This is a genomic window from Escherichia sp. B1147, assembly GCF_001660175.1.
Lineage (GTDB): Bacteria > Pseudomonadota > Gammaproteobacteria > Enterobacterales > Enterobacteriaceae > Escherichia > Escherichia whittamii.
This window is the reverse complement of sequence record NZ_LFHY01000018.1, coordinates 22,458-49,455: the sequence shown is the minus strand read 5'-3', so window position 1 is coordinate 49,455 and position 26,998 is coordinate 22,458. Positions and strand designations below refer to the sequence as shown.

Annotated in this window: 24 protein-coding genes and 1 pseudogene; 16 read left to right on the top strand and 9 right to left on the bottom strand. The window is 51.9% G+C overall.

The window, feature by feature from the left end; translation table 11 throughout:
- Position 1: 1 nt before the first annotated feature.
- Positions 2-1,585 (top strand): phosphoethanolamine transferase, encoded by a 1,584-nt coding sequence (gene opgE, locus A9180_RS19030; RefSeq protein WP_064530115.1) that lies wholly within the window; start codon positions 2-4, stop codon positions 1,583-1,585.
- A gap of 49 nt (positions 1,586-1,634) precedes the next feature.
- Here the strand turns inward: opgE and ompX are convergent, their stop codons facing one another.
- The gene (gene ompX / locus A9180_RS19025) at positions 1,635-2,150 is read right to left on the bottom strand and encodes an outer membrane protein OmpX (RefSeq protein WP_064530114.1); all 516 of its coding nucleotides are present in this window, start codon (positions 2,148-2,150) and stop codon (positions 1,635-1,637) included.
- A 52-nt stretch (positions 2,151-2,202) separates the two neighbouring features.
- Positions 2,203-2,250 (bottom strand): annotated as a pseudogene (locus A9180_RS24420) (hypothetical protein).
- A gap of 253 nt (positions 2,251-2,503) precedes the next feature.
- Here A9180_RS24420 and rhtA point away from each other — a divergent pair.
- The 6 genes from rhtA to ybiO all read left to right on the top strand — a co-directional run bounded on the left by rhtA (position 2,504) and on the right by ybiO (position 9,469).
- On the top strand, positions 2,504-3,391 hold the full coding sequence (gene rhtA, locus A9180_RS19020; RefSeq protein WP_064530113.1) for a threonine/homoserine exporter RhtA: 888 nt from the start codon (positions 2,504-2,506) through the stop codon (positions 3,389-3,391).
- Positions 3,392-3,689: 298 nt separating this feature from the next.
- Complete coding sequence (dps, locus tag A9180_RS19015; protein WP_064530112.1) at positions 3,690-4,193, top strand: DNA starvation/stationary phase protection protein Dps; 504 nt, start codon at positions 3,690-3,692, stop codon at positions 4,191-4,193.
- Between the two features lie 557 nt (positions 4,194-4,750).
- A complete protein-coding gene (glnH, locus tag A9180_RS19000; RefSeq protein ID WP_001516049.1) occupies positions 4,751-5,497 on the top strand; it encodes a glutamine ABC transporter substrate-binding protein GlnH in 747 nt (248 codons plus the stop codon).
- A 108-nt stretch (positions 5,498-5,605) separates the two neighbouring features.
- Positions 5,606-6,265 (top strand): glutamine ABC transporter permease GlnP, encoded by a 660-nt coding sequence (gene glnP / locus A9180_RS18995; RefSeq protein WP_061090926.1) that lies wholly within the window; start codon positions 5,606-5,608, stop codon positions 6,263-6,265.
- Positions 6,262-6,984, top strand: coding sequence for a glutamine ABC transporter ATP-binding protein GlnQ (glnQ, locus tag A9180_RS18990; RefSeq protein ID WP_064530111.1), 723 nt, complete (start codon positions 6,262-6,264; stop codon positions 6,982-6,984). Before glnP ends, glnQ begins: the two co-directional genes overlap by 4 nt.
- Before the next feature lie 259 nt (positions 6,985-7,243).
- The gene (ybiO, locus tag A9180_RS18980) at positions 7,244-9,469 is read left to right on the top strand and encodes a mechanosensitive channel protein (RefSeq protein WP_064530110.1); all 2,226 of its coding nucleotides are present in this window, start codon (positions 7,244-7,246) and stop codon (positions 9,467-9,469) included.
- Here ybiO and rlmF read toward each other — a convergent pair.
- Complete coding sequence (rlmF, locus tag A9180_RS18975) at positions 9,466-10,392, bottom strand: 23S rRNA (adenine(1618)-N(6))-methyltransferase RlmF (protein ID WP_064530109.1); 927 nt, start codon at positions 10,390-10,392, stop codon at positions 9,466-9,468. The two genes, ybiO and rlmF, sit on opposite strands and share 4 nt — an antisense overlap.
- Before the next feature lie 275 nt (positions 10,393-10,667).
- Here rlmF and mcbA point away from each other — a divergent pair, with 275 nt between their 5' ends.
- From mcbA to ybiJ, 5 genes are all read left to right on the top strand, one after another.
- Positions 10,668-10,928, top strand: a complete 261-nt coding sequence (gene mcbA, locus A9180_RS24415; RefSeq protein WP_064530108.1) for a DUF1471 family periplasmic protein McbA — start codon at positions 10,668-10,670, stop codon at positions 10,926-10,928.
- A gap of 264 nt (positions 10,929-11,192) precedes the next feature.
- Positions 11,193-13,475 (top strand): catecholate siderophore receptor Fiu, encoded by a 2,283-nt coding sequence (locus A9180_RS18965; protein ID WP_064530107.1) that lies wholly within the window; start codon positions 11,193-11,195, stop codon positions 13,473-13,475.
- A gap of 215 nt (positions 13,476-13,690) precedes the next feature.
- Complete coding sequence (gene ybiX / locus A9180_RS18960) at positions 13,691-14,368, top strand: PKHD-type hydroxylase YbiX (RefSeq protein ID WP_064530106.1); 678 nt, start codon at positions 13,691-13,693, stop codon at positions 14,366-14,368.
- A gap of 73 nt (positions 14,369-14,441) precedes the next feature.
- Positions 14,442-14,708 (top strand): C4-type zinc finger protein YbiI, encoded by a 267-nt coding sequence (gene ybiI, locus A9180_RS18955; RefSeq protein WP_064530105.1) that lies wholly within the window; start codon positions 14,442-14,444, stop codon positions 14,706-14,708.
- Between the two features lie 263 nt (positions 14,709-14,971).
- Positions 14,972-15,232 carry a DUF1471 family protein YbiJ gene (gene ybiJ, locus A9180_RS18950; RefSeq protein ID WP_064530104.1) on the top strand — a complete coding sequence of 87 codons (261 nt, stop codon included), beginning with the start codon at positions 14,972-14,974 and terminating at the stop codon, positions 15,230-15,232.
- Positions 15,233-15,460: 228 nt separating this feature from the next.
- Here ybiJ and hcxB read toward each other — a convergent pair whose 3' ends face one another.
- From hcxB to rhlE, 6 genes are all read right to left on the bottom strand, one after another.
- The gene (hcxB, locus tag A9180_RS18945; RefSeq protein ID WP_064530103.1) at positions 15,461-16,546 is read right to left on the bottom strand and encodes a hydroxycarboxylate dehydrogenase HcXB; all 1,086 of its coding nucleotides are present in this window, start codon (positions 16,544-16,546) and stop codon (positions 15,461-15,463) included.
- A 140-nt stretch (positions 16,547-16,686) separates the two neighbouring features.
- Positions 16,687-17,649 (bottom strand): DNA-binding protein YbiB, encoded by a 963-nt coding sequence (gene ybiB, locus A9180_RS18940; RefSeq protein WP_064530102.1) that lies wholly within the window; start codon positions 17,647-17,649, stop codon positions 16,687-16,689.
- A 27-nt stretch (positions 17,650-17,676) separates the two neighbouring features.
- Positions 17,677-19,827 carry an ATP-dependent DNA helicase DinG gene (gene dinG / locus A9180_RS18935; protein ID WP_064530101.1) on the bottom strand — a complete coding sequence of 717 codons (2,151 nt, stop codon included), beginning with the start codon at positions 19,825-19,827 and terminating at the stop codon, positions 17,677-17,679.
- 170 nt (positions 19,828-19,997) lie between these two features.
- A complete protein-coding gene (locus tag A9180_RS18930; RefSeq protein WP_064530100.1) occupies positions 19,998-20,279 on the bottom strand; it encodes a type II toxin-antitoxin system RelE/ParE family toxin in 282 nt (93 codons plus the stop codon).
- Positions 20,279-20,719 (bottom strand): hypothetical protein, encoded by a 441-nt coding sequence (locus A9180_RS18925; protein WP_064530099.1) that lies wholly within the window; start codon positions 20,717-20,719, stop codon positions 20,279-20,281. The genes A9180_RS18930 and A9180_RS18925 overlap by 1 nt, the downstream gene beginning before the upstream one ends.
- Before the next feature lie 155 nt (positions 20,720-20,874).
- A complete protein-coding gene (rhlE, locus tag A9180_RS18920; protein ID WP_064530098.1) occupies positions 20,875-22,239 on the bottom strand; it encodes an ATP-dependent RNA helicase RhlE in 1,365 nt (454 codons plus the stop codon).
- Between the two features lie 228 nt (positions 22,240-22,467).
- Here rhlE and cecR point away from each other — a divergent pair, with 228 nt between their 5' ends.
- The 4 genes from cecR to A9180_RS18900 are packed head-to-tail and all read left to right on the top strand — an operon-like array spanning position 22,468 to position 26,992.
- Positions 22,468-23,139, top strand: coding sequence for a DNA-binding transcriptional regulator CecR (cecR, locus tag A9180_RS18915; RefSeq protein ID WP_064530192.1), 672 nt, complete (start codon positions 22,468-22,470; stop codon positions 23,137-23,139).
- A gap of 2 nt (positions 23,140-23,141) precedes the next feature.
- Entirely contained in the window at positions 23,142-24,137 is a 996-nt protein-coding gene (hlyD, locus tag A9180_RS18910) for a secretion protein HlyD (RefSeq protein WP_001334148.1), read from the top strand.
- Positions 24,130-25,866, top strand: coding sequence for an ATP-binding cassette domain-containing protein (locus tag A9180_RS18905; RefSeq protein ID WP_064530097.1), 1,737 nt, complete (start codon positions 24,130-24,132; stop codon positions 25,864-25,866). Before hlyD ends, A9180_RS18905 begins: the two co-directional genes overlap by 8 nt.
- Positions 25,859-26,992: an ABC transporter permease gene (locus tag A9180_RS18900; RefSeq protein WP_064530096.1), complete on the top strand. Its 1,134-nt coding sequence runs from the start codon at positions 25,859-25,861 to the stop codon at positions 26,990-26,992. Before A9180_RS18905 ends, A9180_RS18900 begins: the two co-directional genes overlap by 8 nt.
- Positions 26,993-26,998: the final 6 nt, after the last annotated feature.

The following is a 26,998-nucleotide window of genomic DNA, read 5'->3' as shown; positions in this document are numbered from 1 at the left end:
TATGAACTTAACCCTTAAAGAATCGCTTGTTTCCCGTAGCCAGGCTTTTAGCCCGTGGACTGCGTTCTACTTTTTACAGTCGCTATTGATTAACCTTGGTTTAGGTTATCCCTTTAGTTTTCTCTATACCGCCGCTTTTACTGCCATTTTGCTTTTGCTATGGCGGATGTTGCCGCGCGTGCAAAAAACCTTAATAGGCGTCTGTTCGCTGGTGGCGGCCTGTTATTTTCCTTTTGCTCAGGCGTACGGTGCGCCTAACTTCAATACCTTGCTGGCGCTGCATTCCACCAATATGGAAGAGTCGACCGAAATTCTTACGATCTTCCCGTGGTATAGCTATCTGGTCGGCTTATTTATTTTTGCACTCGGCGTGATTGCGATCAGGCGGAAAAAAGAGAATGAAAAAGCACGCTGGAATAAATTCGACAGCCTGTGCCTGGTATTCAGTGTGGCGACATTTTTTGTCGCTCCGGTTCAAAATCTCGCCTGGGGCGGCGTATTTAAACTCAAAGACACCGGTTATCCGGTATTTCGTTTTGCTAAGGATGTCATCGTCAATAATAACGAGGTGATTGAAGAGCAAGAACGGATGGCAAAGCTTTCCGGGATGAAAGATACCTGGACAGTCACTGCAGTTAAACCAAAATATCACACTTATGTGGTGGTCATTGGCGAAAGCGCACGTCGCGATGCCCTCGGTGCCTTTGGCGGTCACTGGAACAATACCCCGTTTGCCAGCAGCGTTAACGGCCTGATTTTTGCTGATTACATTGCTGCCAGTGGCTCCACGCAGAAATCTCTCGGATTAACGCTTAACCGCGTGGTCGATGGCAAGCCACAGTTTCAGGATAACTTTGTGACCCTGGCCAACCGGGCAGGATTCCAGACCTGGTGGTTTTCTAATCAAGGGCAAATAGGTGAATACGATACGGCTATCGCCAGCATCGCTAAACGTGCAGATGAAGTGTACTTCCTGAAAAATGGTAATTTTGAAGCAGATAAGAATGCCAAAGACGAAGAACTACTGGCAATGACCGCTCAGGTATTGGCGGAAGAACATTCGCAGCCGCAACTGATTGTTTTGCATCTGATGGGCTCACATCCTCAGGCCTGCGACCGGACACAAGGCAAATACGAAACCTTTGTACAATCGAAAGAAACATCGTGCTATCTCTATACCATGACGCAAACGGACGATTTACTGCGCAAACTGTACGACCAGTTACGCAACAGCGGCAGCAGTTTCTCCATGGTTTATTTTTCAGACCACGGTTTAGCCTTTAAAGAACGCGGAAAAGAAGTGCAATACCTGGCCCACGATGATAAATATCAGCAGAATTTTCAGGTGCCTTTTATGGTCATTTCCAGCGACGATAAAGCGCACCGGGTGATTAAAGCCCGCCGTTCAGCCAATGATTTCTTAGGTTTTTTCTCTCAGTGGACGGGAATTAAAGCGCAGGAAATCAACATCAACTACCCGTTTATTTCCGAGAAGAAAGCCGGGCCGATATACATCACCAACTTCCAGTTACAGAAGGTGGATTACAACCATCTGGGAACCGATATTTTCGACCCGAAATCTTAAGATAAAAAAATCCGCCCCGAGAGGCGGATTTTTTATATCACCGAAGTGATTAGAAGCGGTAACCAACACCGGCAATCCAGGTGCCTACGTCAACGCTACGAATACGGCTCTGCTCGTAAGAGAAGTCCAGCGCAACGTTTTCGATTGGGTTGAACTGCAGACCTGCGCCGTAGGAGAAACCGTAGTCGCTGGTGTCGTGTTTATAGGTCGGGTAGTTGGTGTCCTGGAATTTACCGTAGCCCACACCTACAACACCGTAGATGCTCGCCCAGTCGTTGATGCGGTATGCCGGACCAGCGGTGATGCCGTAGTACTGGGTTTTGTTGTAATCGCCTGCACTGTTAGTACGACTTTTTTCAGTGTAAGTGAAAGAACCGATCATACCCAGCGGGCTGTTGTCTTCTTCATAGCGGTATTTCAGGTTGAAACCGCCCATTTTGTTCATTTTGCCCTGAGCGTCACTCTGAGCGTAACCGCCAGTTACGGTAGAAGTTGCAGCTACGGAAGTACCTGCGGTGAAAGCCAGAACTGCGGCCAGTGCTGAAAGACATGCAATTTTTTTCATAACCACCTCAAATGTGATTCAAATAAGTCCTAAGCTTTAAATATATCAAAAATTAATGGGAAACTCTTCGCGATTTGTGATGTCTAACGGGCTATTTCATGTAACAGAACGTTTCCACATGCCGCTATCCATCTAAATTTAAATCATTTTTTCAGTGAGCTGCTTAAGTATTACGCATATTTTCACTGCCATTCATCCAGATTATTCCTAATCACCAAGCTGATGAATCAATCAATCCTGGCGCATTTTAGTCAAAACGGGGGAAAATTTTTTCAACAAATGCTCAACCAGTTTTGGTTATATCCAGTACACTCCTCGCTTTATCTGACTATACACATTTATGGGGGGAACGGATGCCAGGGACATTACGTAAAATGCCGGTCTGGTTACCGATAGTCATATTGCTCGTTGCCATGGCGTCTATTCAGGGTGGGGCTTCATTAGCAAAATCGCTTTTTCCATTGGTTGGCGCGCCGGGCGTGACTGCACTGCGTCTGGCACTGGGAACGCTGATTCTTATCGCATTCTTTAAACCGTGGCGATTGCGGTTTGCCAAAGAACAGCGCTTGCCGCTGTTGTTTTACGGCGTCTCACTGGGTGGAATGAACTATCTTTTTTATCTTTCTATTCAGACCGTGCCGCTTGGGATTGCGGTGGCGCTGGAGTTCACCGGGCCACTGGCAGTGGCGCTGTTCTCTTCTCGTCGCCCCGTAGACTTTGTTTGGGTTGTGCTGGTGGTTCTCGGCCTGTGGTTCCTGCTGCCGCTGGGGCAGGATGTTTCACATGTCGACCTGGCTGGCTGTGCGTTGGCGCTCGGTGCCGGTGCTTGCTGGGCTATCTATATATTAAGTGGGCAACGCGCCGGGGCGGAACACGGCCCGGCGACGGTGGCAATCGGCTCGCTGATTGCGGCGCTTATTTTCGTGCCGATTGGCGCATTCCAGGCCGGAGAGGCACTCTGGCACTGGTCGGTTGTTCCATTGGGTCTGGCTGTCGCTATCCTCTCTACCGCTCTGCCCTATTCCCTTGAGATGATTGCGCTCACCCGTTTACCGACACGGACATTTGGTACGCTAATGAGTATGGAACCTGCGCTGGCTGCCATTTCCGGAATGATTTTCCTCGGTGAGACATTGGCGCCAATACAACTGCTGGCCCTCGGCGCGATTATTTGTGCCTCAATGGGCTCAACGCTGACAGCGCGCAAAGAGACTAAAATTAAAGAATTAGATATTAATTAAACCTGCCTTTCTGCATGGTTATGCATAACCATGCAGAATATTACACGAATCCTCCACTCGTCATTTTTTATATATCTTGTTCTCCCAAAACCTATTCTCTGTGAATAGTTCGCGTAAAAAAGAAAATAAGAATCGTCCCCGGCGATATACATAACTATGTGAATTTATATGGTTTTTATTTTTTACGCTTGTTACCGCTATTAGTGTGATAGGGACAGCCAGAATAGCGGAACACCAGGGCGGTGCTATACTTAGTCTCGTTAATTACTGGGACACAACATCAAGAGGATATGAAATTATGAGTACCGCTAAATTAGTCAAAGCAAAAGCGACCAATCTGCTTTATACCCGCAACGATGTCTCTGACAGCGAGAAGAAAGCGACAGTTGAGTTGCTGAATCGCCAGGTTATCCAGTTTATTGATCTCTCCTTGATTACCAAACAAGCGCACTGGAATATGCGCGGCGCTAACTTCATTGCCGTACATGAGATGCTGGATGGTTTCCGTACCGCACTGACCGATCACCTGGATACCATGGCAGAGCGCGCGGTGCAGCTAGGCGGCGTTGCCCTTGGTACCACTCAAGTTATTAACAGCAAAACCCCGCTGAAAAGCTACCCGCTGGATATCCACAGCGTACAGGATCACCTGAAAGAACTGGCTGATCGTTACGCGATTGTTGCCAACGACGTGCGCAAAGCGATTGGCGAAGCGAAAGATGACGACACCGCAGATATCCTGACCGCCGCTTCCCGCGACCTGGATAAATTCTTGTGGTTTATCGAGTCTAATATCGAATAACTCCATCGCTGATGAATTCAGATGGTTGATAAAGTGCGCTTGTTCATGCCGGATACGGCGTGAACGCCTTATCCGGCCTACAAAAACAAGCAAATTCAATATATTGCATGAACTATGTAGGCCTGATAAGCGAAGTGCATCAGGCAGTTTTGCGTTTGTCATCGGTCTTAATCCATCGCTAATAGATTTAGAAAGCGGCTTCCTGACAGGAGGCCGTTTTGTTTTGCTGCCTGCTTCTACGCACTTTTTTAGTGCATCCCGTCGCCCTTCCCTTCCGATAAAGTAATTTTTTTGTATCAACAACATCACACAATCGTTACATAAAGATTGTTTTTTCATCAGGATTTACGCTAAATAATCACTGTGTTGACTGCACTATTTTAGCGCACCACTTTGGCGCCCCAGAATGGTGCAATCCAACGGTGTTGCCTCATAAATCGTGCAATGAGTTTTCATCGCTTTTCGAAAAATCAATGAGTTGCAAAACTGGCACGATTTTTTCATATAGGTAAGTGTTACGCAGGGGATCGTCCCGTGGATAGAAAAAAGGAAATGCTATGAAGTCTGTATTAAAAGTTTCACTGGCAGCACTGACCCTGGCTTTTGCGGTTTCTTCCCATGCCGCAGATAAAAAATTAGTTGTCGCGACAGATACCGCTTTCGTTCCGTTTGAATTTAAACAGGGCGACAAATACGTGGGCTTTGATGTCGATCTGTGGGCGGCAATCGCCAAAGAACTGAAGCTGGATTACGAACTGAAACCGATGGATTTCAGCGGCATCATCCCGGCATTGCAAACCAAAAACATCGATCTGGCGCTGGCGGGTATCACTATTACCGACGAGCGTAAAAAAGCGATCGATTTCTCTGACGGCTACTACAAAAGCGGCCTGTTAGTGATGGTGAAAGCGAACAATAACGATGTGAAAAGCGTGAAAGATCTCGACGGAAAAGTGGTTGCTGTGAAGAGCGGCACGGGCTCCGTTGATTACGCGAAGACGAACATCAAAACCAAAGATCTGCGACAGTTCCCGAACATCGATAACGCTTATATGGAACTGGGTACTAACCGCGCAGACGCCGTCCTGCACGATACACCAAACATTCTGTACTTCATCAAAACCGCCGGTAATGGCCAGTTCAAAGCGGTGGGTGACTCTCTGGAAGCACAGCAATACGGTATTGCTTTCCCGAAAGGTAGCGACGAGCTGCGTGACAAAGTCAATGGCGCGTTGAAAACCCTGCGCGAAAACGGAACTTACAACGAAATTTACAAAAAATGGTTCGGTACTGAACCGAAATAATTACTGCCTTTAATTTATGGCCCGGTGGCCTTTTGCATACCGGGCCTGCGTTTCGCCCAGCCAGTCTTCTGGCTCAGGGTATTTACACCACGGTAACAGGAACAACATATGCAGTTTGACTGGAGTGCCATCTGGCCTGCCATTCCGCTTCTGATTGAAGGCGCCAAAATGACCCTGTGGATTTCTGTCCTCGGTCTGGCTGGCGGCCTTGTAATCGGCCTGGCGGCAGGTTTTGCACGCACCTTCGGTGGTTGGATAGCCAACCACGTCGCGCTGGTCTTTATTGAAGTGATCCGCGGCACACCTATCGTCGTCCAGGTGATGTTTATCTACTTCGCCCTGCCGATGGCGTTTAACGACTTACGCATCGACCCGTTTACTGCGGCGGTGGTCACCATCATGATCAACTCCGGCGCGTACATTGCGGAAATCACGCGTGGTGCGGTGCTGTCAATCCACAAAGGTTTTCGTGAAGCAGGACTGGCGCTCGGCCTTTCACGTTGGGAAACCATTCGCTACGTGATTTTACCGCTGGCACTGCGCCGCATGCTGCCACCGCTGGGTAACCAGTGGATCATCAGCATTAAAGATACCTCATTGTTTATTGTTATCGGCGTGGCGGAATTGACCCGTCAGGGGCAAGAAATTATTGCCGGTAACTTCCGCGCCCTTGAGATCTGGAGCGCCGTTGCGGTGTTCTATTTGATTATTACCCTGGTGCTGAGTTTTATTCTGCGTCGTCTGGAAAGAAGGATGAAAATCCTGTGATTGAATTTAAAAACGTCTCCAAGCATTTTGGTCCTACCCAGGTGCTGCATAATATCGATTTGAACATTGCCCAGGGTGAAGTGGTGGTGATTATCGGGCCTTCCGGTTCCGGTAAATCGACTCTGCTGCGCTGCATCAACAAACTGGAAGAGATAACCTCCGGCGATCTGATTGTCGATGGTCTGAAAGTTAACGACCCGAAAGTTGACGAGCGTTTGATTCGTCAGGAAGCGGGCATGGTGTTTCAGCAGTTTTACCTTTTCCCACATCTGACGGCGCTGGAAAACGTGATGTTTGGTCCGCTGCGTGTACGTGGTGCGAACAAAAAAGACGCGGAAAAACTGGCTCGTGAACTGCTGGCGAAAGTCGGTCTGGCGGAACGCGCCCACCACTACCCTTCCGAGCTTTCTGGTGGTCAGCAACAGCGTGTGGCGATTGCCCGTGCGCTGGCGGTAAAACCGAAAATGATGCTGTTCGATGAACCGACATCAGCTCTTGATCCGGAACTGCGCCATGAAGTGCTGAAGGTTATGCAGGATCTGGCTGAAGAAGGGATGACGATGGTGATCGTGACCCACGAAATCGGTTTTGCCGAGAAAGTGGCTTCGCGCCTGATCTTTATCGACAAAGGCCGGATTGCAGAAGATGGCGATCCACAGGTGTTGATCAAGAACCCACCGAGCCAGCGTTTACAGGAATTTTTACAGCACGTCTCTTAATAAGACACATTGCCTGATGCGCTACGCTTATCAGGCCTACAGGATATATAGCAACTTATTGAAATTGCATGAACTTGTAGGACAGATAAGGCGTTCACGCCCATCCGGCAAAAAAGCCCGCACGTTGTCAACAACCTGCTAAATGTCCCTTCCTCCCTTTCACCCGAAGGGGAGGCACACCAGATTCCTCTCATTTAAAATCGCCCCTCCCCCAGCATCTATACTTATCTTTTTGCTCTGTTTTCTCACTGGAGGAGTCATGCGGTGGATCCTGTTCATCCTCTTCTGCCTGCTGGGCGCACCTGCCCACGCGGTATCCATACCCGGCGTTACAACCACAGCCTCATCGGATTCAGCCTCTGAACCGGCCCCGGAACCGGATATCGAACAAAAAAAAGCGGCCTATGGCGCACTGGCGGATGTGCTGGATAACGACACATCTCGCAAAGAGTTGATCGACCAGTTGCGTACCGTCGCCGCTACGCCCCCTGCGGAACCGGTACCGAAGATCGTGCCGCCGACGCTGGTTGAAGAGCAAACCGTGCTGCAAAAGGTCACCGAAGTCAGCCGTCATTATGGTGAAGCCCTTTCCGCCCGCTTCGGGCAACTTTATCGCAATATCACCGGCTCCCCGCATAAACCGTTTAATCCACAAACCTTCAGCAATGCGCTGACCCATTTTTCAATGTTAGCGGTGTTAGTGTTTGGTTTTTACTGGCTGATTCGCCTGTTCGCTCTGCCGCTGTATTGCAAAATGGGCCAGTGGGCGCGGCAAAAAAATCGCGAGCGCAGTAACTGGCTGCAGCTCCCGGCGATGATTATCGGGGCGTTTATTATCGACCTGCTGTTATTGGCTTTGACGTTATTTGTCGGTCAGGTTTTAAGCGATAACCTGAATGCGGGCAGTCGCACCATCGCCTTTCAACAAAGTTTGTTCCTTAATGCTTTCGCCCTGATTGAATTTTTCAAAGCGGTTTTACGCCTGATTTTCTGCCCGAACGTGGCGGAGCTGCGCCCGTTTAACATCCAGGATGAGAGCGCCCGTTACTGGAGTCGCCGCCTGAGCTGGTTAAGCAGTCTGATAGGTTATGGCCTGATCGTGGCAGTGCCGATTATCTCTAATCAAGTGAATGTACAGACAGGCGCGCTGGCAAACGTGGTAATCATGCTGTGTATGACTGTCTGGGCGCTGTACCTGATCTTTCACAATAAAAAAGAGATCACCCAACATTTGCTCAACTTTGCGGAACACTCGCTGGCCTTTTTCAGCCTGTTTATCCGCGCCTTTGCGCTGGTGTGGCACTGGCTGGCAAGCGCCTATTTTATCGTGCTGTTTTTCTTTTCGTTGTTCGATCCGGGAAACAGCCTGAAATTTATGATGGGCGCGACGGTACGCAGCCTGGCGATTATTGCTATCGCGGCGTTTGTTTCCGGCATGTTTTCCCGCTGGCTGGCGAAGACCATCACTCTCTCGCCACATACTCAGCGTAGCTATCCGGAACTGCAAAAACGGCTGAACGGCTGGCTGTCGGCGACGCTGAAAACGGCGCGTATTCTGACGGTCTGCGTGGCAGTTATGTTGTTGTTGAGCGCATGGGGATTATTCGATTTCTGGAACTGGCTGCAAAACGGTGCGGGGCAGAAAACCGTGGATATCCTGATCCGCATCGCGCTCATTCTTTTCTTCTCGGCGGTTGGTTGGACAGTGCTCGCCAGTTTGATCGAAAACCGGCTGGCTTCAGATATTCATGGCCGTCCGCTGCCCAGCGCCCGCACGCGTACCCTGCTGACGCTGTTTCGCAACGCGCTGGCGGTGATCATCAGTACCATCACCATCATGATTGTGTTGTCGGAAATCGGCGTCAATATTGCGCCGCTGCTGGCAGGTGCCGGGGCATTAGGTCTGGCTATCTCTTTCGGTTCGCAAACGCTGGTGAAAGATATCATCACCGGGGTATTTATTCAGTTTGAAAACGGCATGAATACCGGAGATTTAGTGACCATCGGGCCGTTGACGGGTACGGTGGAACGGATGTCAATTCGCTCCGTTGGCGTGCGCCAGGATACCGGGGCGTATCACATCATTCCGTGGTCTTCGATTACCACCTTTGCCAACTTTGTCCGCGGCATTGGTTCAGTGGTGGCAAATTACGATGTTGATCGCCATGAAGATGCTGATAAAGCCAATCAGGCACTGAAAGATGCGGTAGCGGAATTGATGGAAAACGAAGAAATTCGCGGGCTGATTATTGGTGAACCGAACTTTGCCGGGATTGTCGGTTTAAGCAATACCGCGTTTACGCTGCGCGTGTCATTCACCACGCTGCCACTCAAACAGTGGACGGTCCGCTTTGCCCTCGACAGCCAGGTGAAAAAGCATTTCGACCTGGCTGGCGTTCGCGCTCCGGTACAGACTTATCAGGTGCTGCCAGCTCCGGGCGCGGCCCCCGCAGAACCGTTGCTACCGGGAGAACCGACGCTTTAACGCTGGCGATTGACAAAACGACGGCGCTGCTCGTCGTTCATAAAGGTCCAGGCTATGAAGCGACTCTGCTTTTGCCCCTGGGCCATCTCTTTTTTGACCACCTTCACCGCACCAACATCCGTCAGTGCGCGATAAAGTGGCGGCAAGTTTTCGCCACGAGAAACCAGTGAGGTAAACCACATCACCTGCTTCGCGAAGCCTTTACTCTCTTCAATCATCTTTTTGATAAAGGCCACTTCACCGCCTTCACACCACAGCTCCTGTTGCTGACCACCAAAGTTCAGTGCATCGTCTTTGTTCAGCCCCAGGTTACGGCGTTTACGCTCACTACCAGCCCGTGCCGCAGCGGCGGAATCGTGGAACGGCGGGTTACACAAGGTGGCGTCGTATTGCTCGTTTTTGTGGATGATACCGTTAAAAATTGCCCCGCTCTCTTTCTGCCGACGTAGACGGATAGCGCGGTTAAGACCTGGATTAGCACTGATGATCGCCTGCGCGCTGCTTAACGCCTGGCTGCTGGTTTCACTGCCAGTAAAACGCCAGCCATATTCATGTACGCCAATCAGCGGATAAATACAGTTCGCACCAACGCCGATATCCAGAATGCTGGCATTGGCTGGAATCGTTCCTGTTGCTTCTGCCAGTAAATCAGCCAGGTGATGAATATAATCCGCCCGGCCCGGCACTGGCGGGCAGAGGAAACCGTCCGGAATATCCCAGTTCGCCACGGCGTAAAAATGCGCCAGCAATGCCTTGTTGAGCGCCTTCACCGCCAGTGGATTGGCGAAGTCTACGCTTTGTTCCCCGGCAGGAGTAAGCGTGAGGAATTGCTTCAGTTCAGGATTGACCTGACAAAGCGTGGCAAGATCGTAGCGACTGTGATGACGGTTGCGCGGGTGTAACCCCGGTTTCTGGGCAGACATAGCATTCTCCTTTAAGCAGCGGCGTAAGATACCCGCATAACGCTACAGGGTAAATATCTGGCTGCGTTTATCATTTCCAAAAACCTTAGAATGACTATGGTTTATGGCAATTCATCATAAAAATCAGTAGCATTTATCTTATTGATTTGTCTTGTTTTGTAAAAATATATCGTTCAAAAAATAAGCACATCTCTGTCAATTTTTTGCGTCATTTGCATCGCGCAGGCGACCTACACTTATCAGGCACTACCCGTTGTATTTATGAGGATGTCATTATGAGAAAGTGCCTCACACTACTGATTGCCACCGTCCTGAGCGGAATCACTGTCACGGCTTATGCCGCACAACCACTGAGTAACCAGGACAGCGGCCAACTAAGGCCAGCCGGAACCGTTTCGGCAACTGGCGCATCCAACCTAAGCGATCTGGAGGATAAACTGGCAGAAAAAGCGCGCGAACAAGGTGCGAAAGGTTATGTCATTAATTCCGCGGGAGGAAATGATCAGATGTTCGGTACCGCAATCATCTACAAATAACCACACCAACGTAACTGCATTCGCCTCTGGATGCAGTTTTCGTCCATTTTGTAATCAAAAAACATCAAATATGAACTAAATGTAAATAAATGTATTTCTTTTTCGCTTCAGGGGTGATAGAAAATCGCGCCAAGTGATAATGCTTATCAAAATTATTATCACTTGCACGAACGCTATTACGGGATTAACAGTGGCATCGCATCCGCAGAGATGCTTTCTCGTGACAGTGAAAACTTCAACATATAAGAAAAAGTCACCTGCAAAATGGAAAACAATCGCAATTTCCCTGCCAGACAATTTCATTCGCTCACGTTCTTTGCCGGCCTTTGTATTGGCATCACGCCTGTGGCACAGGCACTCGCCGCCGAAGGGCAAAACAACGCTGATGACACACTGGTTGTCGAGGCGTCAACGCCTTCGCTTTATGCGCCACTTAAATCTGCCGATCCGAAATTCTCCCGTCCGGTAGCGGATACTACCCGCACGATGACGGTGATTTCTGAACAGGTGATTAAAGATCAGGGCGCAACCAACCTTACCGACGCGCTCAAAAACGTCCCCGGCGTGGGTGCGTTTTTTGCTGGTGAGAACGGTAACTCCACCACTGGCGACGCCATTTATATGCGTGGTGCCGATACCTCTAACAGTATTTATATTGATGGCATTCGAGATATTGGCAGCGTTTCGCGCGACACCTTCAATACCGAACAGGTCGAAGTGATTAAAGGGCCGTCCGGCACCGACTACGGGCGCAGCGCGCCGACTGGCTCGATCAATATGATCAGCAAACAGCCGCGTAATGATTCCGGCATTGACGCCTCCGCCAGTATTGGTAGTGCCTGGTTCCGTCGCGGCACGCTGGACGTCAACCAGGTGATTGGTGACACCACCGCCGTACGTCTGAATTTAATGGGCGAAAAAACGCACGATGCCGGGCGCGATAAGGTCAAAGATGAGCGTTACGGCGTCGCCCCTTCCGTAGCTTTTGGCCTCGGTACAGCGAATCGTTTGTATCTTAATTATCTGCATGTCACCCAGCACAACACGCCAGACGGTGGTATTCCAACCATCGGTTTGCCGGGCTATTCCGCCCCTTCTGCGGGAACGGCGGCACTGAATCATTCCGGAAAAGTTGATACGCATAACTTTTATGGGACGGATTCCGATTACGACGATTCGACCACCGACACCGCTACCATGCGTTTTGAGCACGACATCAACGATAACACCACCATTCGCAACACTACGCGTTGGTCGCGCGTGAAGCAGGATTACCTGATGACGGCGATTATGGGCGGGGCATCAAATATTACCCAGCCCACCAGCGATGTGGATAGCTGGACGTGGTCACGCACGGCGAATACCAAAGATGTGAGTAATAAAATTCTCACCAACCAGACCAACCTGACCACCACATTTTATACTGGTTCTATCGGTCATGACGTCAGTACCGGCGTGGAATTTACCCGTGAAACGCAGACCAACTACGGGGTTAATCCGGTGACGTTACCGGCGGTGAATATTTATCATCCTGACAGCAGCATTCATCCTGGCGGCCTGACGCGCAACGGTGCAAACGCCAATGGTCAAACAGATACCTTTGCGATTTACGCCTTCGATACGCTGCAAATCACCCGTGATTTTGAGCTGAACGGCGGAGTTCGACTGGACAATTATCACACTGATTATGACAGTGCTACCGCCTGCGGCGGCACTGGTCGCGGTGCCGTCACCTGCCCAACTGGCGTGGCAAACGGTTCTCCGGTAACCACTGTCGACACCGCCAAGTCTGGCAACCTGGTGAACTGGAAAGCCGGGGCGCTGTATCACCTGACAGACAATGGCAATGTCTATGTGAACTATGCTGTTTCCCAACAACCACCAGGCGGCAGCAACTTTGCCCTTGCGCAGTCTGGCAGCGGTAACAGCGCCAGTCGCACCGACTTTAAACCGCAAAAAGCGAAAACCAGTGAGATTGGCACCAAATGGCAGGTGCTGGATAAACGGCTGTTGCTTACCGCCGCGCTGTTCCGTACTGATATCGAAAATGAAGTTGAGCAAAACGATGACGGGACTTACTCACAATACGGTAAGAAACGCGTCGAAGGCTATGAGATATCCGTGGCCGGGAATATCACTCCCGCGTGGCAGGTGATTGGCGGATTTACCCAGCAAAAAGCGACCATTAAAAATGGTGCGGATGTGGCTCAGGATGGTTCATCATCACTGCCATATACGCCGGAGCACGCCTTTACCTTATGGAGCCAGTATCAGGCAACCGATGATATCTCCGTTGGCGCAGGTGCTCGCTATATAGGCAGTATGCATAAAGGTTCAGACGGCGCGGTGGGAACGCCGGCGTTTACCGAAGGTTATTGGGTCGCCGATGCCAAACTGGGGTATCGCGTCAATCGCAATCTCGACTTCCAGCTAAACGTCTACAACCTGTTTGATACCGATTACGTCGCCTCAATTAACAAGAGCGGATACCGTTATCACCCGGGCGAGCCAAGAACCTTCTTGCTCACGGCCAATATGCATTTCTGATTCAGATGTGGGGTGCAGGGCTCACTAATGTTGATGGCGAGAACAGGACTGCCTGATGCGCTGCGCTTATCAGGCCTACAAGGTTGTGCAACACATGAGTTCACATCATTTGGTAGGCCGGATAAGGCGTTCACGCCGCATCCGGCATGAACAAAGCACCTGCTGTTAAAAATCGGGGGGGGGGGGGTGAAAGCCCCACTTTTTGGAGAACTTGTATGATGTACCACATTCCCGGCGTGTTATCGCCACACGACGTCGCGCGTTTTCTTGAACAACTGGAACAAGCCGAATGGATTGATGGACGCGTCACCACCGGCGCACAAGGCGCGCAGGTCAAGAATAATCAACAGGTAGACACCCGCAGCGCCCTGTACGCCGCATTACAAAATGAAGTGCTGAACGCGGTTAACCAACATGCTTTGTTCTTTGCCGCTGCCTTGCCGCGTACCCTTTCCACGCCGCTGTTTAATCGCTATCAGAACAATGAAACCTATGGTTTTCATGTGGATGGCGCAGTACGCAGCCATCCACAAAACGGCTGGATGCGCACTGACCTTTCTGCCACGCTGTTTTTAAGCGATCCAGAAAGCTACGACGGCGGCGAACTGGTCGTTAATGACACCTTCGGGCAACATCGGGTAAAACTCCCGGCAGGCGATCTGGTGTTGTATCCCTCCAGCAGCCTGCATTGCGTGACACCCGTAACCCGCGGCGTGCGAGTGGCATCATTTATGTGGATCCAGTCGATGATCCGCGATGATAAAAAGCGCGCCATGCTGTTTGAACTGGACAACAATATTCAGTCGCTGAAAAGCCACTACGGCGAAAGTGAAGAGATCCTGTCGCTACTCAATCTTTATCATAATCTGCTGCGGGAATGGTCGGAGATCTGACGCTTGAACTGCCCGAGTTCGCCCCTATATTAGCTACACTTAACTGTACAAGCATTGATATGGGGAGGGCGATATGGCATCCGGTTGGGCTAACGATGACGCCGTCAACGAACAGATCAACAGTACAATTGAAGATGCGATTGCCCGCGCTCGGGGTGAAATTCCGCGTGGCGAGAGCCTGTATGAATGTGAAGAGTGTGGCGCGCCCATCCCGCAGGCCCGTCGGGAAGCCATTCCTGGCGTGCGCTTATGCATTCATTGCCAGCAGGAGAAAGATTTACAAAAACAGGATTATGCAGGATATAATCGCAGAGGTTCGAAAGACAGCCAGTTACGTTAACTACAACAGGCATAATGTAGAGCCAGTATAATTTGTATTTTGCGTGGCATTCCGTGCCTTTAACGCAGCCGTGACCGCCACGTGGTAGAAAGATGATTCATAAATACAACAAATGAATGGATTATCAGTATGTTAGATATCAATCAATTTATTTGAACAAGGTGGTCAATTCTCTTCGATTTTATCTCTCGTAAGAAAACGTGATACTCATCACATCGACGAAACAACGTCACTTAAACAAAATCACCTGCGAGAGATTAATTATGAAAACTATCAAAACTGTTGTTGCTGCTATGGCTCTTTCAACTCTGTCATTTGGCGTGTTTGCGGCGGAGCCGGTAACGTCATCTCAGGCCCAGAACATGAATAAAATCGGTGTTGTGTCTGCCGATGGCGCGTCCACCCTCGATGCTCTGGAAGCGAAACTGGCTGAAAAAGCTGCGGCTGCCGGTGCGAGTGGATACAGCATCACTTCTGCCACCAACAACAATAAATTAAGCGGAACTGCGGTTATCTATAAGTAATTCGTAGGTTGGATAAGACGTTTAGACTGCATCCGACAACAGATGCCTGATGCGACGCTACCCCGTCTTGTCAGGCCTACAAAATCCGAACCGTTGGTCGGATATGGCGTTTACGCTACATTCAGCAAAGGTATTTCCCTGTCTGTTTGCCGACAGACGCATATGCTCTAACCCTCATTGATCCTATGTTACCCTTGTTTGCCCGTCCGACACTGGACGGGCTTTTTTTTAGCTGGCTAACTGCTGACAGAAAGCCTGCAACGTCTCTTCCGGCATACCAACCTGTCGCGCCGCATCACAAATGGCCTGCCAGCTTCCCGCATCCAATGGGATCCCCAACTCCTGCCGTTCGCGACGCGTGTTCACTTCCCACTCACCCGGTAGCAAAATCGGCTTATCTTCATCATGCGGCGAAGCTTTCACCCACTCGGCAAAGGCTTCGGTCTGCGCGCTACAATCCGGCGCGCCGAACAGTTCCGGATTGATGATGATAGTGGTCATGCAGTTAAGAATGGCATCGGGACTGGTTTGTAACGTTTCCTGATGCGTCGTTTTACCGCCAGAAAGCGCCCCGCCAAGAATTTCACACATCGCCGCCAGGGCGTAGCCTTTATGTTCGGCAAAGGTCAACAACGAACCCAACGGCGACTCCTGCATGACCGCCGGATTTGTCGTCGGGACGCCGTTAACATCAATCAGGCAGCCTGGCGGCACGGGGACACCTTTATGCCAGGCGACGCGAGTTTTACCAAATGCGATGGCGCTGGTGGCGTAATCAAGCAACAGTGGGAAATTATCTTTACGTGGGAATATCACACAGAACGGATTGGTGCCAAAGCGGCTGTCGCGGCCGTGGAACGGTGCAACCATTGGAATACCGACCACGTTAACAAAGTGGATAGAAACAAACCCCGCCGCCGCGCACTGTTCCGCCCAATAACCGATTCGGCCGAGATGATGCGAGTTATGTAGCGCCACGGCAGCAATGCCGTGCTGATGCGCTTTCTCAATCCCCAGCGCCATCGCTTCGTGTGCCGCCACCTGACCAAATGCGCGATCGCCATCAAGCGTGACCACAGCCCCCGCCTCTTTGATAATTTTGGCGTGATGGTTGATTTGCAAAGAACCCAGGCGCCAGGAATGCACATAGCTTGGGATCATGCCAATACCATGTGAATCATGCCCAGCCAGATTTGCCGCGATTAAATGATCGGCAACTAATTTTGCTTCCTGTTCCTCGCTCCCCATCTGACGAAATACAGCCTGAATAAAACGGTGTAGCGTCTGCGCATAAAAGCGATGACCACTTTCCATAGTTAACTCCTGTTTATGTTATATGCCTGTTGCTTTTTTATGCTGCGCGCCAGACGCGGGAAGGTCAATAAAGATGCAGGAATTTCATATTGCGGTGGGGTAAAGGCCGGATGACAGTGCTCATCCGGCGGAGAGAAAAATTAAAATGCCTGGTTAACGCGCGCCAGGCCGTCGCTAATGGTTGCCACTTCGCGCGCCGCCAGCAGGCAGCAAGCCATCTGGATTTTTAGTGACTGGGGAATCGGTTCGTTGCCAGCCAGGCAACGTTCAATCCACTGCGCCGTGGTTTTCGGGTCTTTGGCTTGTGGCAGTAGCTCGCTGCCAGCAGTGTCCTGTTTTTCATACAGCACCCGCATCCCTTCACGGTCGATCAAATTGATTTGCGGGCAGCGTTGCGGGTTAGCATAAACTTCGCCTTCGGTGCCATGCATTAACAGTGCCCGTCCGCCAATATCGCTAAAGAACTTTGCGAGTCGCCCGATGTATTCCGGATGCGAGACGCTGGAAAGACGCAGTGCCTCACCTTCGGCAAATGGCGTCGCCAGTTTCGCCAGGGTATGTGCACTGTTACGCACGCCCATCCGCCAGCGCATTGCCAGTTGTTTTTCCAGCGGCGGGCAAAACGCGCCAACAGGCATAAAGACAGGTTGATGTTCGTCGAGCTTCGCTTGCGCTTGTCCGGCATGTCGCGTTGGTGCTATCCCCATCAGTTCGAAAATGGTTTCGGTCAACACACGAGTTGGATCCTCGCTGACGCCGTGAACCACCACAGGAAAACCGAGTTTGTGTAGCAGAAGTGCCAGCAACGGCGTCAGGTTGGCCTGTTTACGCGCACCGTTGTAACTGGGGATGACAATCGGCATCGGCTTACCGGCAGGCGGCGTCAGCTTGATAGTGTGATTTTGCATGGCTTCGTAAAAACCAAGCATCTCTGCTTCCCCTTCCCCTTTGATACGCAGCGCAATCAATACACCGCCCAACTCAAGCTCAGGCACTTCACCATTGAGCATATGGGCATACAGACCGCGCGCCGTATCCTGGTCTAAATCGCGCGCGTGGTTTTTCCCGCGCCCGATCTCTTTAATGATTTTGCGATAGTCCATTTACGACTCCTTACCTGACTCACATCATTAACGCCGCCGACGGCGTGGGGATTTCGCTTTTTCTTTCTTTTTAACTATACCTTCAGGGACTTCCGGTTGCTCAATCGGAAATACCGGTAATGCATCCAGTAGTCGCTTGCCATAATTTTTGGTCAACAAGCGTTTGTCGTAGATAACCACTTCGCCCCAGCAACTGTGGCTTCGAATAAGACGCCCGACCTGCTGGATCAGATTAAACGAAGCGCTCGGCAGGCTTTGCACCTCAAACGGATAGCGATTGAGACTTTTTAGCCATTCGCCTTCGGTGATCACCACCGGACTGTCGATAGGCGGGAAGGCAATTTTATGGATATGCACCTGACTGAGCAGATCGCCTTTCAGATCCAGACCTTCGGCAAAAGACTGTAAACCAACCAGTACGCTGCGCTCGCCGTTAGCAACACGTTTGCGGTGCAGTTCAACTAAGCGATAGCGCGGCTGATCGCCCTGTACCAGCAGCATCAGGCGTAAATCCGTCACATAGTCGAGAAACCGCTGCATCGCACGCCCGCTGGCAAACAGCACTAACATACCGAGATGTTTTTTACTCTCCACTTGCTCACGGAAGAACGCCGCCATTTCAGCAATGTGCTGTTCTTCGTTGTCGATGGAAGGCTCATAGCGCATCCGGGGAATAACAATTTTGCCCTGCTCGCAGTGGTTGAACGGTGAATCCAGCGCCACAAAACGGTCGCCCGCTTTCTCTTTCAGCCCGCTCATCTCCTGCAATCGCGAAAAACTGTTTAGCGAACGCAAGGTCGCAGAAGTGACAATAATGTGCGGAATGCTGCGCCACAGCAGTCTTTCCAGCTGATCGCTGACGCGGATCCCCACGCAGTGAAACCAGAGATGTAACTGCCCGTCACGCTCTTCCCGCGTCGCCCATTTGGTCACTGGCGCACCGGAAGATTGCGCCAGCGAAGCCAGCCGCCAGAGTTTGCTTTGTGCCTCAAACATCCCCAGCGCGCGGTTCATCTGCAAAATCAACCGATGCAGACGCACAATGTCATGGCTGCCGGTTTTCTCACTTAAATCATTGAGGAATAACTCCGCCAGCCCACGCAGCATCTCGGTGAGTTTTGCCAGCCGCTGGCAGATCTCCAGCACTTCATCAGGCAGTTCGCCCATCGCAAAACGGTGTTCAGCTTCCTGCCCGGCAGGCATATAAAGATTTAGGATGTTGTTTAAAGAGGCAATAAGTTCATACAACTCTTCACAATGCGCATTCAAACGCTCGGGGATCGCCAGCGGTGGGATCGTCTTCGGGCGAAACTGCTCCATGCAGGTCGCGACCAGTTTCGTGAACAAGTCCAGCTGTAGCCGATACCAGGGCGCGGTGATTTCGGCGCTCATCTCCAGCGCATCCCGCGCTACATCTGGCAGGTGATGACCTTCATCCAGCACCAGTAGCAAATTTTTCGGGTCAGGCAATACCGCTTCGCTTTCCATCGCCGCCATCACCAGCGCATGGTTTGCCACCACCACTTCCGCTTCCTGAATTTCCCGACGAGCAACAAAAAACGGGCATTCGCGATAGTAGTAACAGTTGCGGTTGAGGCAGCTGGCTTTATCGGTGCTCAAACGACGCCAGAGATCATCATCAATAGCGATATCAGTATGATCGCGCAGACCATCCCACTTATATGTATCGAGATCGCCCTTCAGCTTGGCACAGCGTTTTTGCTCTTCCTGATTGTTCGGCGTGAGTTCATCGTCGAGAAACGCGAGCAGATCCTGTTGTGTGGGTTCAGTGCTGGCGAGCGCTGTCAGGTTACGCGGGCAAACGTAGCGCCCACGCCCAAAAGCGGCAGTGAATTTAAGATCGGGAATGATCTTTTTCAGCAGCGGTAAATCTTTGCTGTAGATCTGATCCTGCAACGCCACGTTGGCGGTACTCACCACCAGCGTTTTTTGCTCTTCGCGGGCAATAGCGATGCCGGGGATCAAATAGGAGAGCGTTTTCCCAACGCCTGTGGGAGCTTCAATCGCCAGATGCCGCCCTTCTTCTCCGGCCAGCGTTTTGGCGACGTCCGCAATCATCTGCCGCTGTGGCGCACGGGGAATAAAGTCGGGGATCTGTTCCTGAAGCGCCTTATACCAGGCGGCAATTTGCGCTTTAAGCGCGGCGGTTAATGCCATGAGAAAACCTGAAATACTGTATAAACAGCCATTATTGTGGCATTTTTCGGTTTTCAGGGGTAATGGTTTTTCTGTTTCTGGAAAGCGGCTCGCAATAACGTTTTCTGGATGCGGGGGTTTCCCGCAGCTAAAGAAACATCATTGCGCAGCAAAAGACATTATACACAGGCTTATTCCGCTGGCGGCCATTGCAGGGCGGTATGCAAAACGCGCAGTACCGAGAGCGTATCGCCCTCCACTTGATAAACAAGCACATAATGCGGTCTGACAACGGCTTCATGAGTACCAGCGAATCGTCCGGCACGATACATTTCAGGGCGTTCACAGGCCTGTTCCGCAATGTTTTCAAATTGATTATCAAGGGCAATTGCCGCTTGCGGATTATCTTTACTGATGTATTCCATGATTTGCTCCCTGTCAGACAGGGACATTGGCTTCCATTCCAGACGCATTAATCCCCCTTCAACAATGCTTTTTTACGGGCAGCAAATAGACTTTTGGCCTCTTCATGAGAGAGCGCCGGGCGTGGGTCGTCAATGGCGGCCTGCACCTGTTCACGAAACCAGGCATCATACGCAGCAGCTTCATGAGCACGTTTTAATGCCTCTGCCCTGTCAGGTCGGGTCGTTTTCATCTGACCGTCCGGGTCGTAATTAGAGGCGTCGACTTCAAACCGGGCAATACCAACATCTTTCAGGTAGTTGACAACCGTTTCCAGCCGTTTAAACAAGCGAATTTGCCGACTGCGTTGTGCTGCAAGAGGCCGTTCAGTGTGACCGTATTTCACGGTCAACGACCAGCCGCCCTGGGTGCCAATAACGTGTGCTGCATCCACTACGCCAGATTCAACCAGTTTATGTAAGGTTGAGTGATCAATCGTTTCTGGTGCCATAATGCGCTAACCTCTTTGTATACGGCATGCAATTTATAATTAAAGATAGCGCAATTAATAATAAATTGCATTTTTTGATCGTAAATTGTCCAGGATGAAATTGCGGTAGAAAGAGACTTGTGACGAAGATGCCGGGCATGGCCCGGCATAAAAGATTACTGCGCAGCGGCAGGTTTACGCGGACGGCGACGACGTTGTTGTTCGCCTGCCGGTTTGGCATCGCCGAGACGACGAGACGGTTTTTCTGCAGGTTTCACGCTAGCTGATTTCGCGCCACCTTCTGCACGGCGTGGTTGCTGTTGACCGCGACCACCGCCCTGCCCACGACCACCGCCGCCACGTTGCTGGCGACCATTCTGGATCGGTTCGGCTTTGATTGACGGGTCCGGCTCATAGCCCGGAATCGCAATACGCGGGATCTCTTTTTTCAGCAATTTTTCGATATCACGCAGCAGCTTGTGTTCATCAACACACACCAGCGACAACGCTTCTCCAGTTGCCGCCGCACGGCCAGTACGCCCGATACGGTGGACATAATCTTCCGGTACGTTTGGCAACTCGTAGTTGACGACGTGCGGCAACTCTTCGATATCCAGGCCACGCGCGGCAATGTCGGTTGCTACCAGTACACGAATATCGCCCGATTTAAAATCAGCCAGCGCACGGGTACGCGCGCCTTGCGATTTATTACCGTGGATCGCCGCACTGCGAATACCATCTTTATTTAATTGTTCCGCCAGATGGTTAGCGCCATGTTTGGTACGGGTAAACACCAGCACCTGCTGCCAGTTGCCTTTACCAATCATGTGTGACAACAGTTCCCGTTTGCGTTTCTTATCGACAAAGTGAACGTGTTGTGTCACCTGATCAGACGCGGTATTGCGGCGTGCCACTTCAATTTCCAGTGGGTTATGCAGCAGTTTTTCCGCCAGGGCTTTAATATCGTCAGAGAAGGTCGCGGAGAACAACAGGTTCTGGCGCTTCGCTGGCAGTTTAGTCAGCACGCGACGGATATCGTGGATAAAGCCCATGTCGAGCATGCGATCAGCTTCATCGAGGACGAGGATTTCTATCTGGTCCAGTTTCACCGCGTTTTGATGTTCCAGGTCCAGCAGACGCCCCGGTGTTGCCACCAGCACGTCAACGCCGCCGCGCAGCTTCATCATCTGCGGGTTAATGCTGACGCCGCCAAACACCACCAGCGAACGAATGTTCAGGTATTTGCTGTAATCACGGACGTTTTCGCCAATCTGCGCCGCCAGTTCACGGGTCGGGGTGAGGATCAACGCACGTACCGGACGACGCCCTTTGGCGTGCGGCTCGCGGGAAATCAGGTGTTGCAACAGCGGCAGCGTAAAGCCCGCTGTTTTGCCCGTGCCGGTCTGGGCACTGGCCATCAGGTCGCGGCCTTCCAGCACCGCAGGGATCGCCTGCTGCTGAATAGGGGTGGGTTCACGGTAACCTTGCTCGGCAACGGCGCGCAGGATATCAGGGCTTAAACCCAAAGAATCGAAAGACATAACTACTCCGAACCGCCCCGACCGTTACCGGTGTAGTTTTCAGGGAGATACTGAAAAGGAAAATGACAAAAACCACAATGTCATGAGGGAGCGGAGTGTAGCAGTTTTTGTGACGCGGCGCATAAATTATCCCTATTGCTGGCATTGCAAAAATAGTTAGCCATACTGGACAACTCCGATAAGGAGTCATAATCTTAATCAATCATTTGATTAAGAATGGACTGTGCGATGAATAATCCCGCCATGACAATCAAGGGTGAACAGGCGAAAAAACAGCTGATTGCCGCCGCACTGGCGCAGTTTGGCGAGTACGGAATGAACGCCACCACCCGCGAAATCGCCGCCCTGGCCGGGCAGAATATTGCTGCCATCACCTACTACTTCGGTTCGAAAGAAGATTTATATCTCGCCTGCGCCCAGTGGATTGCCGATTTTATTGGCGAGCAGTTCCGCCCACACGCCGAGGAAGCCGAACGCTTGTTCGCGCAACCACAGCCGGATCGCGCTGCCATCCGCGAACTGATCCTTCGCGCCTGCAGGAACATGATTCAATTGCTCACCCAGGATGACACCGTCAACCTCAGCAAGTTTATCTCCCGTGAGCAGCTCTCTCCCACGGCGGCCTACCATCTGGTGCATGAACAGGTGATTAGCCCGCTACACAGCCATCTTACGCGTCTGATCGCCGCCTGGACCGGTTGTGATGCCAACGATACCCGCATGATCCTCCATACCCATGCATTACTTGGCGAGATTCTGGCGTTTCGTCTTGGTAAAGAAACGATTCTGTTACGCACCGGCTGGACCTCGTTCGATGAAGAAAAGACCGAACTGATTAACCAGACGGTGACATGTCATATCGACCTGATTTTGCAAGGATTATCGCAAAGGAGTTTGTAGTGATGAAAAAACCTGTCGTGATTGGACTGGCGGTAGTAGTGCTTGCCGCCGTGGTTGCCGGAGGCTACTGGTGGTATCAAAGCCGCCAGGATAACGGCCTGACGCTGTATGGCAACGTGGATATTCGTACGGTGAATCTTAGCTTCCGTGTCGGTGGTCGCGTTGAGTCGCTGGCGGTGGACGAAGGTGATGCAATCAAAGCGGGCCAGGTGCTGGGCGAACTGGATCATAAACCGTATGAGATTGCCCTGATGCAGGCGAAAGCAGGCGTTTCGGTAGCGCAGGCGCAGTACGACCTGATGCTGGCCGGTTATCGCGACGAAGAAATCGCTCAGGCCGCCGCCGCCGTAAAACAGGCGCAGGCCGCTTATGACTATGCGCAGAACTTCTATAACCGCCAGCAAGGGTTGTGGAAAAGCCGCACCATTTCGGCAAACGACCTGGAAAATGCGCGCTCCTCACGCGACCAGGCGCAGGCAACGCTGAAATCAGCTCAGGATAAATTACGTCAGTACCGTTCCGGTAACCGTGAGCAGGACATCGCCCAGGCGAAAGCCAGCCTCGAACAGGCGCAGGCGCAACTGGCGCAGGCGGAGTTGAATTTACAGGACTCGACTCTGGTCGCACCGTCTGATGGCACGCTGTTAACCCGCGCGGTAGAGCCTGGTACGGTGCTCAATGAAGGCGGCACGGTGTTTACCGTCTCACTGACGCGTCCGGTGTGGGTGCGCGCTTATGTTGATGAACGTAATCTTGACCAGGCCCAGCCAGGGCGCAAAGTGCTGCTCTATACCGATGGTCGTCCGGACAAGCCCTATCACGGGCAGATTGGTTTCGTTTCGCCAACCGCTGAATTTACCCCGAAAACCGTCGAAACGCCGGATCTGCGTACCGACCTCGTCTATCGCCTGCGTATTGTGGTGACCGACGCCGATGATGCGTTACGCCAGGGAATGCCAGTAACGGTGCAATTCGGTGACGAGGCAGGACATGAATGATGCCGTTATCACGCTAAACGGCCTGGAAAAACGCTTTCCGGGCATGGACAAGCCCGCCGTCGCGCCGCTCGACTGCACCATTCATGCCGGTTATGTGACGGGGCTGGTGGGGCCGGACGGTGCGGGCAAAACCACGCTGATGCGGATGCTGGCAGGATTACTGAAACCTGACAGCGGCAGTGCTACCGTGATTGGCTTTGATCCGATCAAAAACGACGCTGCGCTGCACGCCGTGCTCGGCTATATGCCGCAGAAATTCGGTCTGTATGAAGATCTCACGGTGATGGAAAACCTCAATCTGTACGCGGATTTGCGCAGCGTCACCGGTGAAGCGCGGAAGCAGACTTTTGCTCGCCTGCTGGAATTTACTTCTCTTGGCCCGTTTACCGGGCGCCTGGCGGGCAAGCTCTCCGGCGGGATGAAGCAAAAACTCGGCCTGGCCTGTACCCTGGTGGGCGAACCGAAAGTGTTGCTGCTCGATGAACCTGGCGTCGGCGTCGACCCCATCTCACGGCGCGAGCTGTGGCAGATGGTGCACGAACTGGCAGGCGAAGGGATGTTAATTCTCTGGAGTACTTCGTATCTCGACGAAGCCGAACAGTGCCGCGACGTGCTTTTGATGAACGAAGGCGAGCTGTTATATCAGGGAGAACCGACGGCCCTGACGCAAACCATGGCCGGACGTAGCTTTCTGATGACCAGCCCGCACGAGGGCAACCGCAAACTGCTACAACGGGCATTAAAACTGCCGCAGGTCAGCGACGGCATGATTCAGGGGAAATCGGTGCGTCTGATCCTCAAAAAAGAAGCCACACCAGACGATATTCGCCACGCCGACGGGATGCCGGAAATCGACATCAGCCAAACCTCGCCCCGCTTTGAAGATGCGTTTATTGATTTGCTGGGCGGAGCTGGAACCTCGGAATCCCCGCTGGGCGCAATATTGCATACGGTAGAAGGTACACCCGACGAGACGGTAATCGAAGCGAAAGAACTGACCAAAAAGTTTGGCGATTTTGCCGCCACCGATCATGTTAATTTTGCCGTCAAACGCGGTGAAATCTTTGGTTTGCTCGGGCCAAACGGCGCAGGGAAATCGACCACTTTTAAGATGATGTGTGGCTTGCTGGTGCCGACCTCCGGCCAGGCGCTGGTGCTGGGAATGGACCTGAAAGAGAGTTCCGGTAAAGCGCGCCAGCATCTCGGCTATATGGCGCAAAAATTTTCGCTCTATGGCAACCTGACCGTCGAACAGAATTTACGCTTTTTCTCCGGCGTGTATGGCTTACGCGGTCGGGCGCAGAACGAAAAAATCACCCGTATGAGCGAGGCATTCGGCCTGAAAAGTATCGCCTCGCACGCCACTGATGAACTGCCCTTAGGTTTTAAACAGCGTCTGGCGCTGGCCTGCTCGCTAATGCACGAACCGGACATTCTGTTTCTCGATGAACCAACTTCTGGCGTCGATCCCCTCACCCGCCGCGAATTCTGGCTGCATATCAATAGCATGGTAGAGAAAGGCGTCACGGTGATGGTTACTACCCACTTTATGGATGAAGCGGAATATTGCGACCGCATCGGTCTGGTGTATCGCGGGAAGCTGATTGCCAGCGGCACGCCGGACGATTTGAAAGCGCAGTCGGCTAACGATGAGCAACCCGATCCCACCATGGAGCAGGCTTTTATTCAGTTGATCCACGACTGGGATAAGGAGCATGGCAATGAGTAATCCGATCCTTTCCTGGCGTCGTGTGCGGGCGCTGTGCGTCAAAGAGACGCGGCAGATCATTCGCGATCCGAGTAGCTGGCTGATTGCGGTAGTGATCCCGCTGTTACTGCTGTTTATTTTTGGCTACGGCATTAACCTCGATTCCAGCAAGCTGCGGGTCGGGATTTTGCTGGAACAGCGTAGCGAAGCGGCGCTGGATTTCACCCACACTATGACTGGTTCGCCCTATATTGACGCCACTATCAGCGATAACCGTCAGGAACTGATCGCCAAAATGCAGGCGGGGAAAATTCGCGGTCTGGTGGTGATTCCGGTGGATTTCGCCGAACAGATGGAGCGCGCCGACGCTACCGCGCCGATTCAGGTGATCACCGACGGCAGCGAGCCAAACACCGCCAACTTTGTGCAGGGCTATGTCGAAGGGATCTGGCAAATCTGGCAAATGCAGCGAGCGGAGGACAACGGGCAGACTTTTGAACCGCTTATCGACGTACAAACCCGCTACTGGTTTAACCCGGCGGCGATTAGCCAGCACTTTATTATCCCCGGTGCGGTGACCATTATCATGACGGTCATCGGCGCGATCCTCACCTCGCTGGTGGTGGCACGGGAATGGGAACGCGGCACCATGGAGGCTCTGCTCTCCACCGAGATTACCCGCACGGAGCTGCTGTTGTGTAAGCTTATCCCTTATTACTTCCTCGGCATGCTGGCGATGCTGCTGTGTATGCTGGTGTCGGTGTTTATTCTCGGCGTGCCATATCGCGGGTCGCTGCTGATCCTGTTTTTTATCACCAGTCTGTTTTTACTCAGTACCCTGGGGATGGGGCTGCTGATTTCTACGATTACCCGCAACCAGTTCAACGCCGCTCAGGTGGCACTGAACGCCGCTTTCCTGCCGTCGATTATGCTCTCTGGTTTTATTTTTCAGATCGACAGTATGCCTGCGGTGATCCGCGCGGTGACGTACATTATTCCCGCACGTTACTTCGTCAGCACCCTGCAAAGCCTGTTCCTCGCCGGGAATATTCCGGTGGTGCTGGTGGTGAACGTGCTGTTTTTGATCGCTTCGGCGGTGATGTTTATCGGCCTGACGTGGCTGAAAACCAAACGTCGGCTGGATTAGGGAGAA

Bases quoted from the DNA above. Each gene is read 5' to 3' on its own strand.
- opgE (WP_064530115.1), top strand. From the start codon at position 2: ATGAACTTAACCCTTAAAGAATCGCTTGTTTCCCGTAGCCAGGCTTTT.
- ompX (WP_064530114.1), bottom strand. From the start codon at position 2,150: ATGAAAAAAATTGCATGTCTTTCAGCACTGGCCGCAGTTCTGGCTTTC.
- rhtA (WP_064530113.1), top strand. From the start codon at position 2,504: ATGCCAGGGACATTACGTAAAATGCCGGTCTGGTTACCGATAGTCATA.
- dps (WP_064530112.1), top strand. From the start codon at position 3,690: ATGAGTACCGCTAAATTAGTCAAAGCAAAAGCGACCAATCTGCTTTAT.
- glnH (WP_001516049.1), top strand. From the start codon at position 4,751: ATGAAGTCTGTATTAAAAGTTTCACTGGCAGCACTGACCCTGGCTTTT.
- glnP (WP_061090926.1), top strand. From the start codon at position 5,606: ATGCAGTTTGACTGGAGTGCCATCTGGCCTGCCATTCCGCTTCTGATT.
- ybiO (WP_064530110.1), top strand. From the start codon at position 7,244: ATGCGGTGGATCCTGTTCATCCTCTTCTGCCTGCTGGGCGCACCTGCC.
- rlmF (WP_064530109.1), bottom strand. From the start codon at position 10,392: ATGTCTGCCCAGAAACCGGGGTTACACCCGCGCAACCGTCATCACAGT.
- mcbA (WP_064530108.1), top strand. From the start codon at position 10,668: ATGAGAAAGTGCCTCACACTACTGATTGCCACCGTCCTGAGCGGAATC.
- A9180_RS18965 (WP_064530107.1), top strand. From the start codon at position 11,193: ATGGAAAACAATCGCAATTTCCCTGCCAGACAATTTCATTCGCTCACG.
- ybiX (WP_064530106.1), top strand. From the start codon at position 13,691: ATGATGTACCACATTCCCGGCGTGTTATCGCCACACGACGTCGCGCGT.
- ybiI (WP_064530105.1), top strand. From the start codon at position 14,442: ATGGCATCCGGTTGGGCTAACGATGACGCCGTCAACGAACAGATCAAC.
- ybiJ (WP_064530104.1), top strand. From the start codon at position 14,972: ATGAAAACTATCAAAACTGTTGTTGCTGCTATGGCTCTTTCAACTCTG.
- hcxB (WP_064530103.1), bottom strand. From the start codon at position 16,546: ATGGAAAGTGGTCATCGCTTTTATGCGCAGACGCTACACCGTTTTATT.
- ybiB (WP_064530102.1), bottom strand. From the start codon at position 17,649: ATGGACTATCGCAAAATCATTAAAGAGATCGGGCGCGGGAAAAACCAC.
- dinG (WP_064530101.1), bottom strand. From the start codon at position 19,827: ATGGCATTAACCGCCGCGCTTAAAGCGCAAATTGCCGCCTGGTATAAG.
- A9180_RS18930 (WP_064530100.1), bottom strand. From the start codon at position 20,279: ATGCGTCTGGAATGGAAGCCAATGTCCCTGTCTGACAGGGAGCAAATC.
- A9180_RS18925 (WP_064530099.1), bottom strand. From the start codon at position 20,719: ATGGCACCAGAAACGATTGATCACTCAACCTTACATAAACTGGTTGAA.
- rhlE (WP_064530098.1), bottom strand. From the start codon at position 22,239: ATGTCTTTCGATTCTTTGGGTTTAAGCCCTGATATCCTGCGCGCCGTT.
- cecR (WP_064530192.1), top strand. From the start codon at position 22,468: ATGAATAATCCCGCCATGACAATCAAGGGTGAACAGGCGAAAAAACAG.
- hlyD (WP_001334148.1), top strand. From the start codon at position 23,142: ATGAAAAAACCTGTCGTGATTGGACTGGCGGTAGTAGTGCTTGCCGCC.
- A9180_RS18905 (WP_064530097.1), top strand. From the start codon at position 24,130: ATGAATGATGCCGTTATCACGCTAAACGGCCTGGAAAAACGCTTTCCG.
- A9180_RS18900 (WP_064530096.1), top strand. From the start codon at position 25,859: ATGAGTAATCCGATCCTTTCCTGGCGTCGTGTGCGGGCGCTGTGCGTC.